The following is an 18471-nucleotide window of genomic DNA, read 5'->3' as shown; positions in this document are numbered from 1 at the left end:
TTTGAATTATCCTTTGGCTTTAACAGACTCAATTAATTCTTCAATCCTTTCAAGACAATTGCCGCATCCGCCACCGGCTTTCAGGTAGTCTGTCACATCTTCAGTAGTTTCAAGGCCGTTTGTTTTTACAGCATCTATGATCTCAAGATCAGTAACATCAAAGCATTCACAAACAATCTCGCCCGGTTTTTCCAGAATCTGGATGCCTCTGTAATCTGCAATAGCTTTTTTCAAAGCTGACTGTCCCATGACCGAACAATGCATTTTTGCTTTTGGCAGGCCCCCTAGATAATCTGAAATATCATCATTGGTTATTTTTGCCGCATCATCCAGGGTCATCCCCTTAATAATCTCAGTCAAGGCTGATGAAGACGCCACAGCACTTGCACATCCAAAGGTCATAAAAGTTGCATCAACAATTCTTTCGTTCTCATTGACTTTTAAATACAGTTTTAATGCATCACCGCAACTTAAAGAGCCGGACTCTCCAATCGCATTGGCTCCTTCCAACTCACCCACGTTCCTGGGTTTTAAAAAATGATCTTTAACTTTATCTGTATAATCCCACATAAACGCCTCCTTAATCAAATCTCCACAGGATTGAACTTTTTATTCAAATAACCAAGTCTAACATACTACAGAGTGGTAGGATGTCAATGAAACCGTATCTTTTTAATTGGCATCTTACCTGGCAATAGCAGGCCATCAATCCAGATCCACAGGCACGGTATTTCCCAACCTGATCATCTGCGTACTGATGACCGTATCCCTTACAATAACCTTAACACCATTTTTCACAACGTTCCTCAATTTTTCGGCATAGACTTTATCAATCATAGCCGCCGGTTTAAAGGCTTTTGCATCCATACGCTGAATCAGAAAAAAAATGACCCCCCTGTGACCGAGAGATACAAGGCGGTCCAGTTCGTCAAGATGCTTTTGCCCCCTTGTTGTCACTGCATCCGGAAACATGGCCGTTCCTTCTTCTGCCAGAGTGCAGTTTTTTATCTCCACATAGCACTTTTCTTCAACCTCATTTTCCAGTAACAGATCAAGCCTTGTATGGCTGCTTGTTTTCACCTCGGCTTTCACGCGCGTGTAGCCGGACAACTCTTTTATCAGACCATTTTCAATGGATTGTTTCACCAGTTTATTGGGCACCTGGGTATTGATACCGATCATTGTTCCCGGCACCTTAATCAATTCCCAGGTATATTTATACTTTCTTTTGGGGTTATCGCTCTCTGACAGCCAGACCTGTGATCCTGGCATTGCGCACCCTTTCATAGAACCTGAGTTTGGACAATGGGCTGTTACCTTTTCACCTGTTTCAAGCTCTATATCGGCAAGAAACCGTTTATACCGCTGAATCAATATTCCACTGATTAATGTCGGCAATTGAAATCCTTTGTATTTCACATCATCTTCCTTTTATTATACTTGTAAACCCGTCTCCATACACTCACACCTGAATTTATAACAATCATGCCACTTTTTATTTTAAAATAAATAAGCAATTATAGGGCCAGAAGGGATAATCACAATTAAATTTTTATACATTTCAAATAGCCTGCCGGAAAAAAAAGCAGCCTATTCCGATGCCGGTTTTGCTGGCGTTGGAGCTGGCACGTCAGGAACCGGTGGCGGATCATTGTCCAGGCAATTATTTATACAGTCATGTATGCATTCCTCATAGTCCTTGCCGGTAAGCCCTGAACAACTGCTTACACAGTCTGAACCACAGTCGGCTATTGCCTGGGAGGAGACGGCAACAATGAATACCAGCATCAGAAATACCGGGAATATAGTTCCTTTTCCTGGCTGTAAAGATCTTCCCCCACAAGTGGATTGCATAATGTCACTGGCGCAATAATAATAAGATCGATCCCACCGGAGCCCCCGAAGGTATTGGATGTTTTAAGCGGATAATAGAGTTTTTTACTCTTGAATCTGTAGACAATAGGTTCTACAAAATGTACTTCTAGTGTAACATCTACGAGATCAAATACAAAATACTTAATACCCCTTTCTACATAATCTGCAGCGATCTCAACTACTTGTTGGTAGCCTTTGCCAATTCTTCTTTAAGCATTTTGTATATTTTCACCGTGGCTTCCACCAGGTCTTTCTGTTTCATCCCTTGTCCGGGCGCTCTCATTGTCACGAGATTGGAGGCCGTCAAAAGAATTATTGATTCGCTGTCCGTTATGTTCATAAATTCCTCCTATAAAGTTTGTGGACCTATACCGAATAACAAGGCTGGCATGCTCATTAATGTAGTGTTTTCCTTGCAGAACATCAAACGCGAAGCCGTCCGTTTCAAATATAGACTTGACCCATTTTTTCTTGCTGGTTATGTTAAATTCTTGAATTAATAAATAATATATTGTCTTATTCACTATTCAAGCTTTGACCTCAATCGCCTGGATACCATTCGTGGCATCTTTATGCATTTTCTTTTTGTTACTCAAATCAATTCAATGAAAATCAACATACTTTATGTATGAAAACAATACAAATTAATTTTTATAATTGATCCTTGACCGACATGTTTCAAAGACCAAGCAGATCCTATTTGATATCAAATCAAAATTATTGTTTTGGGAGGCGTTTCCTGTCTCTAACCAATAGAGAATCGAATCATCTCGTAAATCCGAAAAACAGACAGCCCATTCATTTATTTGAAAATCATTATTTCCCAAAACATAAATGCATGACAGACTCTCGTCTGCCTCTGCTTTGAACTTAATCAGGAAGTCGTTGCCCACCCGATCTTTTCTGCCCTTCTCAACGACAAAGTGCCTTGGCGACTGATAACAGCGAATTTGGTTTGATTCCACAGATGATGTGCCGCGTTACAATAAACGCGGGCTGATCAGACCGATTGCCCTGCAGGGCCAGATAATTTGTCTTGACTATATTAATTTGAACGTCTTAATATAAATTCTTTATTTTAATCAATAATATTAAGGAGTACTATCAATATGCTGCAGGAGAAAAAGATAGGATTTATTGGAAGCGGAAATATGGGTGAAGCGTTGATCAGTGGTTTGGTTCTTTCCAAGGCGACAAAACCCGAAAATATTATCTGTTCAGATATTGCAGAAGATCTTTTAGAAGAAATTCAACATAAATACAGGGTCTCAACAACCACAGACAATATTGAAGTGGCAAAAAAATCTGAAATCATCGTCTATGCCACAAAACCCCAGATCTTAGGATCAGTCTTAAAAGAAACGGCAAGGGCCCTTGATCAATCAAAACTGATCATTTCAATTGCAGCGGGTGTTCCCCTGGCTGCCATCGCGTCAGGGCTTGGCAAGGAGCTTCGGCTGATCAGGGTTATGCCCAATATCTGCGCATTTGTAAAAGAGAGTGCTACAGCCATTGCAGCCGGTGAATACGCATCAAAGGATGATGTGGCGCTTGCAAGAGCTATTTTCGATTCTGTTGGAAAAACCGTTTTTATCCAGGAAAATATTCTCATGGATGCATTTACCGGATTAAGCGGCAGCGGGCCTGCCTATATCTTTATCATTGTTGAGGCCATGGCAGATGCCGGTGTTAAAATGGGGTTGTCAAGAAAAGACTCTCTGCTTTTATCCACCCAGACGGTTCTCGGGGCTGCAAAGCTCCTGCTTGAATCAAAAGAACACCCCGGGCAACTCAAAGACAGGGTGGCATCCCCTGGCGGGACAGCCATTGCCGGTATCCATACTCTGGAACAGGGAGGACTTCGAACCACCATGATCAATGCCATAGAATCGGCCACAAAACGCTCAAAAGAGCTGGGTGAAATGATGGTAAAAGATTTTATAGAAAATAATAAAAAAGGCAGTTAAAAAACAATCGGGGCAGAAATCACAGCATGGCGTTGTATTTCTGCCCCGAACGTTTGGCTACGGAACTTCAAGGCGGTGGTTAAGATTTAGACTTAAACTTCAAGTTCCTTTTTGAGCCAATCTCTGACGTCTCCTTCAACCGCATAGACTCCCTTGTATTGACCGATTCCCTTCATAAATTCTGTTTCAAGATTCTGTGGAAGTCTGAAATTTCCCAGCTCCTCGGAATCAAACCCTCTTCTTCTGACCAGGGTTAGAATGGGTGGTTTTTTCCATGTATTAATGACGAAATACACGGTTTCGTTATCATTATCTCTTGAATTATAATAGGCTTGTGATCTTAAGGGACCCCATTCAAGATGAAGTGCAATGGCTTCTTCCGGTGTCATTTCCCAGTCCACGGAATTCATCAGGTCAAAATTTTCTTTTATTTCACGAAGATTCATATGTTCCTCCGGTTATTTTTGTGTTGAATCAACTTTTAATGATAAATAAAGCAAATTGCGTGCCTGCATTGTCATCTTCACAGGAAACACTTTAAATAAAGGGATTCTCTTGGTTGGAAAAAAGGAGGGCAAAAAACTTATGGTACAAATATGAGGCATAACAAACGAGCCACAAGTGTATCATTTGTTATACCAAGTGCTTAGGATCGGAAATGAAATCCTTTGTAATTTCTGTTCAATCTATATAATTTCCGATCCTTATTACCAGTTTTTATAAAGCAACTCGAAAAATCCAGTCGGTTTCACACAGGCCGGGCACTTTTTTGGTGCTGCCTTTCCCTTATAAAGGTATCCGCAGCTCAGACAGCGCCAGACTTTTTCTTCCTCTTTTTGGAAGACCCTGTCCGTTGCAATATTTTCGGCCAGCTCAAGATAGAGTTTTTCATGGTGCTTTTCAGCTACAATAATATTGTTAAACGTATCTTCAGCTCTCTCAAACCCTTCTTCTTTAGCGACCTTTGCAAACAGGGCATACATGTCTTCACTGACATATTTTTCCAGTGCTGCCGCCGAAAGAAGATTGGCACGGGTATCCTTAATCACACCAGTGGGAAAAACCCATTTTATTTCAAGCTCTCCCCCGTTAAAAAATTTAAAAAACCGCAACGCATGTTCAAATTCCTGGCCCGCGGTCTCATCAAATATTTTTGCGATCTGAATATACCCGTCTTCCCGGGCTTTGTTTGCAAAAAAGTCATACCTGGTTCTGGCCTGGGTTTCGGCTGCAAAAGAGGTATGAAGATTAATGGCAGTCTGACTTTCCCTGAACTTAACCATATACACCTTCTTTTTTATTCTTCAATAATAATGGCATCTGCACCACATTCATTAGCTGCCCTGCGAACAATGTCTTTCAGATGTTCCGGAATCTCATCCATTTTAATGGTGGATTTTAACTGATCTTCATCATACTCAAAAATTTCCGGACAAAGTTCGTTGCAGTTCCTGTCGCCCATGCACTGTTTTGTAATAGTTACTTTCATTTGAATTCTTTCTCCTTTTTAATGGTTTATTTGTGTGTCTTACAACTTTGTTAGTTCCGCATCCAGGTGTGGTATTTTCTGATCCATGCAAGCAATCTCTTCGGTGCATGGCTTTTCTTCCATAACCCTGCTGCATACTTGTTGGCTTCAGCCATTGTCGGATAGATATGAATTGTTCCTAAAATCTTATTCAACCCTATTCCATGCTTCATTGCAAGGACAAATTCTGAAATCACATCTGCTGCATGATTTCCCACAATGGTGACACCTAATATTTTGTCCTTTCCCGGTACGGTCAAAACCTTTACAAACCCATGATCTTCAGAGTCTGCAATGGCCCGGTCAAGTTCATCAATCCCATATTTAACCATTTCATAATCAAGGCCGGCAAGTCTGGCATCTGTCTCATTAATGCCAACCCTGGCTACTTCAGGATCAGTGTAAGTTGCCCATGGAATGGTGCTGTAATCCACGCTGAATTTTTTAAATCTGCCAAACAGTGCGTTGACCGCAGAATACCAGGATTCATGGGCGGCTGTATGGGTGAACTGATACCGGCCATGGACATCTCCGCTGCAATAAATATTAGGAAAATTGGTCTGTAAAAATTCATTGGTTTCAATATGCTTATGCCCGGTAAGTTCAACACCCAGCTCTTCAAGGCCAAACCCTTTAACATTCGGGACTCTTCCAAGGGCGATTAAAATTTCATCAAATGTGATCCTGATGTGTTTTCCATCATGATCACAGATCAGTTGTTTTTCTTCCCCCAAGACTTCAATCTCTTTGGCTGAATGATTTAACAGGACATCAATGCCTTCTGTCTGAAACCTTTTTAAAATTATCTGGGCGGCATCAGAATCTTCTTTTTTCATTATCTGCGAGCCTCTCTGGACAAGGGTTACATTTGCCCCCAGCCTTGAAAACCCCTGTGCCAGCTCACACCCGATGGGGCCTGCACCCAATACTACCAGCTTTTTTGGTAACGTTCTTATATCCCATATGTTATCCGAGGTAAGATAGTCTATCTTTTCCAGCCCTGGCAGGGCGGGAATCAACGGGTTTGCGCCGGTGGCAACAATGATATTTTTTGTGGTTAAAATTCTATCATTCACCTTTACTTCAAAAGGGGACACAATCTTTGCCCTGCCCCGGATACAATCCACGCCTAATCCGGTATACCGTTCAATTGAATCATGGGGCTCCACTTTTTTAATAATAGATTGAACCCGCTCCATAACCGTTGCAAAATCAAAATCGATTGAAGCTTTATCAAACCCGAATTCTTTTGCTCTTTTAACATAAGAAAGTAGTTTGGCACTGGCAATCAGCGCCTTGCTGGGTACGCACCCGGTATTAAGACAGTCACCCCCCATCTTATGCTCTTCAATCAAAGCGACCTTTGCCTTGACAGCCGCTGCAATATAGGATGCCACAAGCCCGGCAGACCCTGCACCAATCACCACAAGATTGTAATCATAATTTTCCGGTTTTGAAAATTTTGAAAATACTTTCTGCCGTCTTACATCTGCTGTAAACCGTTTTGCGATAATCGGAAAAATACCCAACAAAACAAAGGAAAGAATAATATTTAATGATAAAATTCCGCTGGCTGTTTCTATTTTAGCCAGCTGAGTTCCTGCATTGATAAATACAATGGTTCCGGGCAGCATTCCCACCTGGGAAACAATATAAAAAACAAACGTTCGAAGGGTGGTCAGCCCCATGACAAGGTTAATCACAAAAAAGGGGAACACCGGCACAAGCCGTAGGGTAAACAGATAAAATCCGCCTTCCTTTTCTATTCCTTTATTAATAGCAGAAAGCTTTGAAGAAAATTTATGCTGGACCCAGTCTTTGAACATATAGCGGGAAAATAAAAAGGCTAAGGTTGCGCCTATGGTGCTGGCAAAGGAGACAAGAAGGGTCCCGTAAAAAATGCCGAATAATGCACCACCGGCCAGTGTCAGGATGACCGCCCCGGGCAGGGACAACGCAGCCATGAGAATATAGACGGCCATGTAAATCACCATGGTCAGGGCTTTATGCTGCCCATAATATTCTTTAAAGGCATCCAGCTCATCTTTAAGGTTGGCCAGCGAAAAATACTGATTCAGATCAAACAAAAAAAACATCCAGATTAAACCTGCGACAGCCAGCAACAGAATAATTTTAAATTCTGGACTTTTTTTCATTCTTATTTTCCTTATACCCCTACTCTTTTTCAATGGCCTGAAATTTCTTCATAAATTTACGATCAATATAGTCTTTAATCATGAATGCAATTTTCCCGCCAAACACCAGCCATTTTTTCTTGAATACACCATGCCCGCCGCCCACATTAAAAATTAGAAGATATTCAGGGCCCGGATCAAATATTTCAAGGTCACCACCTTCAAGGCTTGCCAAAAGGTTATGCAGCAAAACAGGATTTTCACGGACTGCATACACCCCGACCTTATCCAGAGGCCGATCCTTAAAATAAATACAGTCACCGCCGCCAAATATGTCTGGGTATTTTACAGACTGTAGATATCTATTCACTAAAAGTCCTTTATCCGGACCGACCGGCAGACCGGATTCTTCAAAGATAGTGGAAGGCTTGACACCCAGGGCCATAAAAATAAAATCCGTGGGAAATGTTTCACCCGATTCAAGACAGATTTCATCAGATTTAATCTGCCTTACATAACCTGTTTCAAGGATTTGAATACCCCTGTTCTGAAGGGATGCGAGAACCCTTGATCTGATACTTTCGGGAAATCTTGCCATAAACTTTTTACCGGCAAAAATCTGAATGTCAGGCATATACCTGTTTGTTTTTTTTGCCAGCTGCCACACATTTCCGGCCACTTCAGCCGATGAAGGGCCGCCCCCTACGATACTGACAACAATCTTTTTTTGTGAAAATAGTTTTTTTAATTTATCCGCCGCCTCCATCAGCTTTTCAATGGGCTTTACAGAATAAATAGTGTCCTGATCCTCCGGGCCCTCTGGAGCTGCCTGCATGGGAACATAGCTGCCCGCATTAAAGGAAACCAGGTCATAGGTAAATGTATGCCCTGTCTTGGTATAAATCTCTTTTTTATCCGGATCAATCCGGACAACTTTATCCTTTACAAAGATCCCACCCTGTTTTTGAACCACATCTCTTGTAGCGAACCGGATATCGTCAGAGTTGTATGTCCCGCCCAGCATCCCGGGGCCCATACCGGAATAATAGTGGTAAAAAGAAGGGCCAATTACAGTAACTTTAAACCCCTTTTCAACAAACCTGCCAATATTTTCAAGGGTCATCATATGAGCATGACCTCCCCCGACGAGTACAAGATGTTTTCTCATTTTACCCTCTCCTTTTATCTGTGATCTTTAGGTTAAAGGCTGTCCAGAAGTTTACCCAGGCTTGCCAGGTGTGCTTTTTCTTCATTGGCAATCTGATTGATAATATCCCTTGATTGCGGATTTTCTACTTTTGAGGAGAGTCTTTGATAAAGATCCAGGGCCTGTGCTTCTATTGACATGGCAAGAGAAATCACATCGATTTCAGAATTCAGATCAGGGCTGAAAAGATCAAGGTATTCTCTGGTAGAAAGACCGCCTTCCAATGCCTTTGTTTCAACCATTTTTTCAAACTCACCTTTTCTCAGTTCCTCATCGTTAATGTCATTGTAAGCAGTATAAATAGACATCTGATGTTTCACTTCAATCTCAGATAATTTTGAAAAGAGATCTTTCACTTTTTCATTTTTCGCTTCTTTTCCCATGGAAATATAAAATTCGTACAACCCCTGTTCAAGGGAATAGGCTACCTTTAACACATCCAGCGGCTCCTCCTTGCCGCTGAAAAGATCCATTCCAAGATCCTGCGGGCCAATAGCTGTTTTGGCACGCCATGCCTTTATCCCCCCTGCGACATTAAACACTTTTTTAAACCCTTTCCCTGCAAGCATTTGCGCGGCAACACGGCTGCGTCCGCCAATAGCTCAGTAGACCAGGGTGGATTTTTCAGGATCAAGCTCGTCGAGCCTGTCAGAAAGCTGGGGCAAAGGGATCAGGGTGGACCCGGGGATATGGCTCTCCTGGTATTCCGAGGGCTGTCTGACATCCAGGATCGTTATCTCTTCTCCCGAATGTTGTGAAATATAACTTTCCGTCTGATTAAAATCTATTGATTTGGCCGGTGTTAAAAACTGCCTCCATTTCATACCCACTCCTCTTTTTTGGTTTCATGCCTTAGTTAAAACTATTTATTCCCTAAAGGTTAATTTTAACCAAGCGGCTTAAATGCTTTGGTACTGGCTCCACAGACAGGGCACTTCCAGTCGTCGGGAAGATCCTCAAATTTCATTCCTTTTGCAATCTTTCCTTTTCTGTCTCCTTTATCAGGATTATAAATATAACCGCAATTAGTTGTCTGGCACTGATACATATCCTTGGGTTCAGCCATTTTTGCTTCCTTTTTCAATTCGTATTAAAAACAATCCTTTCTTTTTATCCTTATCCCTTGATCTGGGGATCATTTGGCTTCCCTTCACAATCAGGTGTATAGCAGGAATTATCAACAAAGGAACACTCACTCTTGCAAGACGGGCACTCTTCAGGAGGGGTATCAGCCTCAAGCGTATACCCGCATTTGTTACATATCCAGCTGATCATAATTTTTCTCCTTTTTTTAAATAATATAGTATTACCTGTTTCATATGATGGTCTTTCTATTCATATTTATCTAATTCAATATCCTATCAAAAACCATGCCATCTTTTGTGTATGGATATTTCGTCAAACTATTTTATGCTTTAAGGGCATTACAATTGGCAATCAAATACAGACTACTTCACCAGGATCATGATCCTACAGAATAAGGATAACCTTAATAATTACCATTTCAGGTGTTGGGTACAAATTCAACAGACATTAAACGCATTAAAGATTTATAACAATTTTATATCGCTCTTGTTTTTTCCCTGAGCCAGGATGCCACATCCTGATCCAGACTGGGGGACAACTTTTCATATACCCTGGCATGATAGGTATTGATCCAGTTTTTTTCATCTTTGGACAGCAGGGTTATATCTATCAAATTTCTTTCAAAATGGCAATTTGTCAGGGTCTCAAATTTCATGAATGCTCCAAACTCATTTTCAAACGCCGAATCTACAAGAATCATATTTTCCAGCCTTATGCCGTAAGCTCCCTCCCTGTAAACACCGGGCTCATTGGTCAGCACCATGCCTTTTTCAAGTTTAACATCAACAGGATGGGGGCTTATCCTTGCAGGGCCTTCATGAACACATAAAAAAAATCCCACACCATGTCCTGTACCATGCCCGAAATCCATTCCCTCATTCCATAAATACTGCCTTGAAAGCGTGTCAATCTGAAAGCCTTTGGTACCTTTGGGAAAAAGGGCTGTTGCCACAGCAATATGGCCTTTCAGCACCAGGGTATAATCTGTTATTTCCTGTTTTGACGGCTCACCCCGACAAATGGTCCGGGTAATATCTGTGGTACCGGTAAGATAATTACCACCTGAATCCGTCAAAAACATACCGGTATTACCAATGATCGCATCTGTTTCCCTGGTCGCCGAATAGTGACACATGGCTGAATGATCCTGATAGGCCATAATCGGATCAAAACTGTTATCAACAAATAACGCCTGAGCTTTTCGAAACGCATAAAGCTTATCAGCAACGAATTGTTCGGTAATCTGTGCATTTTCATTCTGATATTCAAGCCAAAAAAGGAAATTAACAACAGCCGCACCATCTTTTACAGCCGTTTGTTTCAAATGAGCGATTTCCGTATCATTCTTTATGGCTTTAAGTGCAATAGCCGGATTGGGTTTTTCAACAATTTTACATTTTTTGTTGATAGACTGATACAGCCTGTAATTGGTGTTTTCAGGATCAACCAGAATTACTTTGTTATCCTGGATTTGCGATAAAGCAGCGGTGATGTCTTCATATTCAGCAATCTCTATGCCATCCCTGTTCAACTCTTTGGCAAGCTCATTATCAATTTTTCCATCGCTTACAAACAAAGACACCTTTTGGGGGGCAACCAATACAAACGCAATATTAACAGGATTTGTATGAACGTCTTTTCCCCGAAGATTCAGTGTCCAGGCGATATCGTCAAGCGTTGCCATCAAATGATAGGATGCATCCAAATCATCCATCTGCTTGTGGATTTGCCTAATTTTATCCTTCCTGCTTTTGCCGGCATATTTCTCTGACAGAGAAAATGCCGCTGACTTTGGCCTGAGCGGCCTGTCTGCCCAGAGCCCCTTGATAAAATCGACATCTGTATCCAGCAAAAGCTCTTTGGCCTCAAATTCTGCTTTATACTTTTTCACATTGGCCTTGCTGACCACATTTCCATCTATACCGATGATGTCCCGGGGTTTCAAAGTATTGATCAGCCATTTTTGGAACGTCGGGACATCCGGCTCCCCCATTTTATACAACTCAAACCGGGAGCCTGAAATTTGTTTTTCAGCCTGGATATAGTATCTGAAATCCGTCCATAAAATGGCGTGTTCCAATGTGACAACAGCTATTCCGGCAGATCCCGAAAACCCGGTGAGCCACTTTCTTGCCTGCCAGTGTTCGGCAACATATTCGCTTTGGTGGGGATCATCGCTTGGAATAATAATTGCGGCAATATTGCCCTTTTCCATCAATTGCCTGATATGATCAATTTTCTCATTCATATTCATGACAAAACCTTATCACTTGTTTGTAAACAGGTAAAACCTTTTTTGGACTGTTCAGACATAGCCCAAGATTTAATTTAAAACAATCATTTTACAATACTGTGTTGGTTTTTTTGAGTCCCGGGAAGTATCCAGGCAATAATCATAAAAACAATGCCTATCCCACCCGCTATAACAATTTCAGGCATGGAGGCAAATAATGTAGTGAATTTTGCGTTACCGGTTGCGGCTAAAGTGGCTTTTCCTCCCAAATTACCAAACAAAAAAGTGGCTTTTAATAATCCATACAGCAAAGTAAAGACAAACGCCCCCAACAAACCGCCTAAGATAAAAAGCAAAGCATCTTTCCGGCCGGCACCTGCCGCTACTATACCCGTTCCAGGGCAGAAGCCCGCGATTGCCCAGCCTAATCCGAATATGATGCCGCCAATAATTACACCTGTATAGGATGTTTTTACACTAAGGTTAGCACTATCAATGATACCAATATTGAGCAGAACAAATAAGAACATGCTGCTAATACCTATACCAAAGAAAATAGTTTTCATTAAGTGAAAGTCTTTAAGACGTAACATATTGATGATATTTTGAGGATTTGCCGCACCAATTTTTTGCAATACAAAACCAAACAACAGCCCCAAAACAATTGATAGGATAATATTCATTTTATTTTTCTCCTTTGTACATAAGAATTGCAACAGGAACAGCCACCGCAAATGTTCCCAGGGTAAACAGATATCCGCTCAAAGAAGTCTGCATCATCCCGCTCATCATGTGTCCACTGGTACATCCACCAGCCAATCGCGAACCAAATAACACCAGAAAACCTCCCACAAATACAGCCAGATAGCGTTTAGCCTGCGAATCACCGAACCGGTCTGTCCAGACAAGCGGAGCAATCAGATTATCCTTACTCTCCCCGGCAGGTTGCAGTCTGCTGGCAATAAAGCCACCAGCAATCATCGCAAATACAAATATGAAGCTATAATTGATAGGGTTCGCAACATTTTTAGCATATTTGCCACCACTTTTATTCAGGTAGGCATTAGGGCTTGAATAACCACTTTTGGCAGTATTGTCCTCCACAACAATTTGATCAGAAAAAAAATCCCAGACCATACCATCGAGAATAACAAACTGGGTGGATACACCAATCGGTTTGACTAATGCTACAGTCAATATAAAGACTATACCAAGAGAGACACCGCTTAATAACCAACCCCATTGACTTTGATAAATAAAATTTTTCATAAATTCTCCTATTTTGATTTTTTTTAATAAAGATATCAGCAAATTTCATACCAGTGGGCGCATCTCCATTATTTTAAAGATATCTTATGTTTTTTTGACCTTTTATGTCTCATAAGACTGCAATAGTGTCACAAGATAAAAACATTTGAGACAAAATAATCAAACAAATTTCACCAAACCCGCACTGTACAAAATAAAAACAGGAAGGATAGCCGGACTGAGAAGAAATTGGACTAGAAGATTTATTTTGATTTTTTTCCCTCATGTTATTATTATAATTTTCTTTATATTTAGCATCATAATATTAGGAGCAAGAATCTATATGAAATATGATTTTGATGAAATAATTAACCGGACCGGCACCTCTTCGTTGAAATGGGGAAAATATGAAGGAAAGGATATCATCCCCATGTGGGTGGCGGATATGGATTTCAAAGCCCCGCCTGCCCTTTTGGATACCCTTCAACAAAATATTGAACATGGGATTTTAGGATATACGGTTATTCCTGACGACCTCAATGATACCGTTATTGAAAAATTAGACGCTCTCTATGACTGGAAAGTCGAAAAAGAATGGATCATGTGGGTTCCCGGAGTTGTCTGCGCCTTGAACGTTGCCTGCGCAACCTTTGGCGGGCCGCAAGACAAAATCGTCACCACAACCCCCATATATCCGCCGTTTTTTGCAGCACCCGAAAACTGCGAGAAAAAACTGGTTACTGTTCCCATGGTCGATATCAATCAGCGGGCAACCTTTGATTATGATGCCCTTGAAAAAGAACTAAAGGAAAACACCGGACTCTTTATGCTGTGCAGCCCTTACAATCCTTGTGGCACTGTTTTTACCAAAGAAGAAATCAACCGGATAGTAGAACTGTGTGCGGCTTATGATGTTGTCATCTGCTCAGATGAGATTCACAGCGATTTTGTTCTGGATAAAGATAAGCGCCATATTCCAACCGCATCGATATCGCAAACAGCAGCAAGGCACACCATCACTTTGATGGCACCTTCCAAAACCTATAATATCCCAGGCCTTGGATGTTCTTTTGTTATCATCCCGGATGAAGATTTACGACATAAATTTAATTCCAAATTAAAAGGCCTGATACCGAATGTAAATCTTCTGGGTCTTTTTGCCGCCAAAGCAGCCTATAAAGAATGTGATGAATGGCTTTTTCAATTAATTATCTACCTGAGAAAAAATCGGGACATTGTCCAGAACCGTGTTAATAAAATGCCGGGGTGTAAACTTAACCCCATTGAATCTACCTATCTTGCCTGGGTTGATGTCAGGAATACAGGCCTTAAAGATCCCGTTCTTTTCTTCGAACAGGCGGGTGTCGGACTTTCCGATGGCAATTTTTTCGGTCAAAAGGGATTTGTACGCCTGAATTTCGGATGCCCTGAACCTGTGCTTAAAAAGGGATTGGAGAGGATGGAGACCGCTTTGATAAAAATTAAATAAAACCAAGGGATCTTTTTACCATCATTTTAAAAACCGTGATGATTATTTTAAAAAACTTTAGAGGGTCAAAATGCGACGAATAAAAGCGAGTAGATTAATCCTGTATATACAAGATATAAGTGCGATTTTCCTGCTTTTTTGTTCTGATCAGATTTTTTTGCTTGACTATTGGGAAGCCTTGATTTTATAGTTGCAAAATCCATAATTGTAATTAAGCAGTACTAAACCAGTAATTTAAACTAGAAGGGGAGTAAAAAAATGAAATCTTTTTTTAAAACTTTAGCACTCGCACTATTGATCCTGGTAAGTTTTTGTGCGCCAGGCTTTGCCGCTGACACAATTAAAATTGGCTGTGGCGGTGTTATTTCCGGTGACTTGGCACCCTATGGAATTTCTGCTTTAAGAGGCGCTGAGCTTGCCATTGAAGACCTGAATGCCAAGGGCGGTATTCTGGGTAAAAAAATTGAATTATTAGTCGGTGATGATGTATGTAAACCTGAAGTCGCAGTCAACATGGCAACCAAACTGGTATCAGACGGTGCACAGATGATTGTTGGCCATGTTTGCTCCGGTGCCACCATTGCTGCAAATAAAATTTACAAAGATGCCGGACTTATCGTTATTTCCTCAGCATCCACAAATGATGACTTGACCCTTAAAGGCGAACATCCCAACTTCTTTCGAACTATTTCCTATGACGGCGCCCAGGCCGATCTGATGACCTCTTTTGTAAAAAATAATCTAAAGGTCAAAACAGTGGCCATGATCCACGACAAAGGCGATTATGGTAAAGGTCAGATGGAACTTGCCAGGCAATATTTTGAAAAACTCGGCGGGATTGAAGTTGTCCTTTTTGAAGGTATCACAACCGGTGCCGTTGATTATTCAGCTATTGTACAAAAAATAAAAAGAACCAAAGCTGAGCTCACCATGTTTGGTGGTTATCATTCAGATGCTTCCAAAGTTGTCGGACTTCTTAAAAAGAAAAGAGTTAAAACCATTTTCTTCGGCGCTGACGGTATCATTGGTGACAACTTTGTAAACCTGGCAGGCAAATATTCTGACGGTGTTTATGCAACAGGTCCGAATGATACTTCCAGCAACCCGCTTTATCAAGAAATTTCTGCCAAACATCAGAAAAAATACGGCGAAGATCCCGGAACATTTACCCACAATGGGTATGCATGTGTTCAGGCTCTTGCTGCTGCCGCAGAAAAAGCAGGATCACTGGATTATGACAAGATGAGAGCTGCCATGTTTGAAATTAAAATCGATTCTCCTTTAGGACCCATTGGTTTTGATAAAAATGGTGATGTTATCGGCGCAGGTTTCTCTGTATATCAAGTTCAGAATGGGAAATATACACAGGTTAATTAATATAAAGGCCTAAAATAAAAACAGGGGCATAATAAACAAATATTACGGCTCCTGTTTTTTTAATCAGGAATTTTACTTAAATTTAACAAAGTTTGGGAGAATTAATTTAATTAACATGCGTCTGTTTAATATTATATTGGGCGTGGCTGTTGTCGGGCCACTGGGATTTTTCGGTATCAAAGAGATAATTGCAGACCCTGTCTATTTTTTAGAATTATTCTTAGGCGGCCTTACAAGGGGCAGCATATATGCCTTGATCGCTCTCGGGTATACCATGGTTTACGGTATTATCCAGTTGATCAACTTTGCCCATGGTGAAATCTATATGATTGGTGCCATGACGGCCCTTATTGTTGCCAGTGTCTTAGGACTTTGGGGATGGAACTCTGCTGTTATTGTTATCCTTGCCATTGTTTTTGCCATTGTATATTCCTGTGCCTATGGATTTACCGTTGAAAAAATCGCCTACAAGCCCTTAAGAACAGCACCAAGGCTTTCTGCCCTCATTTCTGCCATTGGAATGAGTCTTTTTTTACAAAATTATGTCATGCTTGCCCAGACACCGGAATTTATGCCCTTTGAAAGTCTGATCCCTGATTTTCAATTCTGGGAACCCTTTGCCCACATTATTACTGCCGTTGAAATGACCATTATTGTAACCACTGTCATTACCATGATTCTCTTAGGAATGCTCATTAAATTCACTAAAATCGGCAAAGCCATGAGGGCCACTGCCCAAGATAAAATCATGGCATCGCTTGTCGGGATCAATGTGAACCGGGTTATTTCAACAACCTTTGTGGTGGGATCTGCCACGGCTGCCATCGGCGGTGTTTTAATTGCCTGCCATGTGGGCCAGGTAAACTTTTTTATCGGGTTTCTGGCAGGGCTTAAAGCCTTTATTGCAGCTGTTTTAGGCGGAATCGGAAGTATTCCAGGTGCTGTTTTGGGAAGCCTTGTACTGGGTATTTCTGAAAGTATGTTTACCGGTTATTTCTGGAGTGAGTATGAAGATGTCTTTGCATTTACCATTCTTGTGATTATTCTGATATTCAGGCCATCAGGCATACTTGGCAAAGATGAAATATCTAAAGTTTAACCCCCAAAATTTTGAAAGTTGATTATGGTTACAAAAAAAGAAATCAAACTGTCATTTGTTATTGCTTTATGGTTTATGGTGCTGACCTTCCCGATCATGGTCATAAAAGTCAACACCATAAAGCATATTGTAATCTTCAGATGGGAAAACCTTTTATGGACGGGTATAGTCTGCTTTTTTGCCTCCCTCATCTGGAATTATCTTTTACGGATCAAAGAGGAAAAAAAGAAATCAGATACTAAGGACGATATTCCCATTGTCCACAGGCTGCTTCAAAATGAAAAATTCAGGATTCCATTCCTGGCGGCAATTTGCTTGTTTGCCATAGCCTACCCCTTTGTATTTTCCATGTATCATACCAGTATCTTAATTTCGGCACTGATCTATGTGATGCTGGGACTGGGACTGAATATAGTTGTGGGGCTGGCAGGGCTTCTGGATCTTGGGTATGTCGCTTTTTATGCAGTTGGGGCGTATGCCTATGCCCTTTTAAACCTGCATTTCGGCATCAGTTTCTGGGTAGTCTTACCCATCAGTGCCCTTCTGGGTACTATATTCGGAACCCTTTTGGGATACCCTGTTTTAAGGCTCAGGGGAGATTATCTGGCCATTGTTACTCTGGGGTTTGGTGAAATCATCAGGATTATCCTGGAAAACTGGGATGAATTGGGCAATGGGCCTCGTGGAATTGGAAATATTCCTGCACCGTCTTTTTTTGGTCATCAATTTAATCAGCATAACTCCGTCATTTACATTTATTTTGTTGTTATTGCTTTGGTGCTGCTAACCATTTTCTTTGTTAACAGGCTTGAAAACTCAAGAATCGGACGGGCCTGGATCGCTTTGAGGGATGATGAGATCGCCTGTGAGGCCATGGGAATCGACAAATTCAAAACAAAGCTGACAGCGTTTGCTCTTGGTGCCACCTGGGCTGCTCTGGGGGGGGTCGTTTTTGCTGCTAAAACGTCTTTTATTAACCCCATGTCCTTTACGATCTGGGAGTCCATTACCATTCTGTGTGTTGTTGTTATCGGCGGGATGGGATCTGCCATTGGTGTTATTGCCGGTGCCCTCGTGCTGATACTGCTGCCTGAATACTTAAGAGCCGTTGCTGAATACAGGATGCTTGTATTTGGCGCACTCCAGGTCATCGTGATGGTATTCAAACCTGAAGGGCTTATTCGAAGTATCCGGAAAACATATAAATTTGAAAAAACAAAAGAATAA

General features: G+C 41.3%; 20 protein-coding genes. 5 read left to right on the top strand and 15 right to left on the bottom strand.

What is annotated here, in order from left to right; genetic code table 11:
• Positions 1-6 precede the first annotated feature (6 nt).
• From nifU to HGJ91_RS10760, 4 genes are all read right to left on the bottom strand, one after another.
• Positions 7-570: a Fe-S cluster assembly protein NifU gene (gene nifU, locus HGJ91_RS10775; protein ID WP_291347754.1), complete on the bottom strand. Its 564-nt coding sequence runs from the start codon at positions 568-570 to the stop codon at positions 7-9.
• Between the two features lie 135 nt (positions 571-705).
• Positions 706-1419, bottom strand: coding sequence for a DNA/RNA nuclease SfsA (sfsA, locus tag HGJ91_RS10770; protein ID WP_291347753.1), 714 nt, complete (start codon positions 1417-1419; stop codon positions 706-708).
• 171 nt (positions 1420-1590) lie between these two features.
• A complete protein-coding gene (locus tag HGJ91_RS10765; protein WP_291347752.1) occupies positions 1591-1788 on the bottom strand; it encodes a hypothetical protein in 198 nt (65 codons plus the stop codon).
• Positions 1789-2053: 265 nt separating this feature from the next.
• The gene (locus tag HGJ91_RS10760) at positions 2054-2215 is read right to left on the bottom strand and encodes a hypothetical protein (protein WP_291347751.1); all 162 of its coding nucleotides are present in this window, start codon (positions 2213-2215) and stop codon (positions 2054-2056) included.
• A 769-nt stretch (positions 2216-2984) separates the two neighbouring features.
• On the opposite strand from HGJ91_RS10760, the gene proC reads away from it, so the two are divergent.
• Complete coding sequence (gene proC / locus HGJ91_RS10755; RefSeq protein ID WP_291347750.1) at positions 2985-3842, top strand: pyrroline-5-carboxylate reductase; 858 nt, start codon at positions 2985-2987, stop codon at positions 3840-3842.
• Between the two features lie 92 nt (positions 3843-3934).
• Here the strand turns inward: proC and HGJ91_RS10750 are convergent, their stop codons facing one another.
• From HGJ91_RS10750 to HGJ91_RS10700, 11 genes are all read right to left on the bottom strand, one after another.
• Complete coding sequence (locus HGJ91_RS10750) at positions 3935-4288, bottom strand: DVU0772 family protein (RefSeq protein ID WP_291347749.1); 354 nt, start codon at positions 4286-4288, stop codon at positions 3935-3937.
• Positions 4289-4549: 261 nt separating this feature from the next.
• Complete coding sequence (gene rbr / locus HGJ91_RS10745) at positions 4550-5125, bottom strand: rubrerythrin (protein ID WP_291347748.1); 576 nt, start codon at positions 5123-5125, stop codon at positions 4550-4552.
• Between the two features lie 14 nt (positions 5126-5139).
• Positions 5140-5331 (bottom strand): ferredoxin, encoded by a 192-nt coding sequence (locus tag HGJ91_RS10740; protein ID WP_291347747.1) that lies wholly within the window; start codon positions 5329-5331, stop codon positions 5140-5142.
• Between the two features lie 50 nt (positions 5332-5381).
• Positions 5382-7526 carry an FAD-dependent oxidoreductase gene (locus HGJ91_RS10735; RefSeq protein ID WP_291347746.1) on the bottom strand — a complete coding sequence of 715 codons (2145 nt, stop codon included), beginning with the start codon at positions 7524-7526 and terminating at the stop codon, positions 5382-5384.
• A 19-nt stretch (positions 7527-7545) separates the two neighbouring features.
• The gene (locus HGJ91_RS10730) at positions 7546-8673 is read right to left on the bottom strand and encodes an FAD-dependent oxidoreductase (RefSeq protein WP_291347745.1); all 1128 of its coding nucleotides are present in this window, start codon (positions 8671-8673) and stop codon (positions 7546-7548) included.
• Positions 8674-8705: 32 nt separating this feature from the next.
• Positions 8706-9536 carry a rhodanese-like domain-containing protein gene (locus HGJ91_RS10725; protein WP_291347744.1) on the bottom strand — a complete coding sequence of 277 codons (831 nt, stop codon included), beginning with the start codon at positions 9534-9536 and terminating at the stop codon, positions 8706-8708.
• Between the two features lie 62 nt (positions 9537-9598).
• On the bottom strand, positions 9599-9778 hold the full coding sequence (locus HGJ91_RS10720; RefSeq protein WP_291347743.1) for a rubredoxin: 180 nt from the start codon (positions 9776-9778) through the stop codon (positions 9599-9601).
• Positions 9779-9828: 50 nt separating this feature from the next.
• Entirely contained in the window at positions 9829-9987 is a 159-nt protein-coding gene (locus HGJ91_RS10715) for a rubredoxin-like domain-containing protein (protein ID WP_291347742.1), read from the bottom strand.
• 286 nt (positions 9988-10273) lie between these two features.
• Positions 10274-12046, bottom strand: coding sequence for an aminopeptidase P family protein (locus HGJ91_RS10710; protein WP_291347741.1), 1773 nt, complete (start codon positions 12044-12046; stop codon positions 10274-10276).
• 89 nt (positions 12047-12135) lie between these two features.
• Positions 12136-12714: a DUF6691 family protein gene (locus tag HGJ91_RS10705; protein ID WP_291347740.1), complete on the bottom strand. Its 579-nt coding sequence runs from the start codon at positions 12712-12714 to the stop codon at positions 12136-12138.
• Position 12715: 1 nt separating this feature from the next.
• Positions 12716-13300 carry a YeeE/YedE thiosulfate transporter family protein gene (locus HGJ91_RS10700; protein ID WP_291347739.1) on the bottom strand — a complete coding sequence of 195 codons (585 nt, stop codon included), beginning with the start codon at positions 13298-13300 and terminating at the stop codon, positions 12716-12718.
• Between the two features lie 322 nt (positions 13301-13622).
• Here HGJ91_RS10700 and HGJ91_RS10695 point away from each other — a divergent pair, with 322 nt between their 5' ends.
• The 4 genes from HGJ91_RS10695 to HGJ91_RS10680 all read left to right on the top strand — a co-directional run bounded on the left by HGJ91_RS10695 (position 13623) and on the right by HGJ91_RS10680 (position 18471).
• Positions 13623-14768, top strand: a complete 1146-nt coding sequence (locus tag HGJ91_RS10695) for a MalY/PatB family protein (protein WP_291347738.1) — start codon at positions 13623-13625, stop codon at positions 14766-14768.
• 258 nt (positions 14769-15026) lie between these two features.
• Positions 15027-16145 (top strand): branched-chain amino acid ABC transporter substrate-binding protein, encoded by a 1119-nt coding sequence (locus HGJ91_RS10690; RefSeq protein WP_291347737.1) that lies wholly within the window; start codon positions 15027-15029, stop codon positions 16143-16145.
• A gap of 115 nt (positions 16146-16260) precedes the next feature.
• Positions 16261-17244 (top strand): branched-chain amino acid ABC transporter permease LivH, encoded by a 984-nt coding sequence (locus tag HGJ91_RS10685; RefSeq protein ID WP_291347736.1) that lies wholly within the window; start codon positions 16261-16263, stop codon positions 17242-17244.
• A 24-nt stretch (positions 17245-17268) separates the two neighbouring features.
• Positions 17269-18471, top strand: coding sequence for a branched-chain amino acid ABC transporter permease (locus HGJ91_RS10680; protein ID WP_291347735.1), 1203 nt, complete (start codon positions 17269-17271; stop codon positions 18469-18471).

This window comes from Desulfobacula sp. (genome assembly GCF_014237455.1).
Taxonomy (GTDB): Bacteria; Desulfobacterota; Desulfobacteria; order Desulfobacterales; family Desulfobacteraceae; genus Desulfobacula.
Note: the sequence above shows the minus strand (reverse complement) of the source record. Positions and strands in the feature narration are given on the sequence as shown.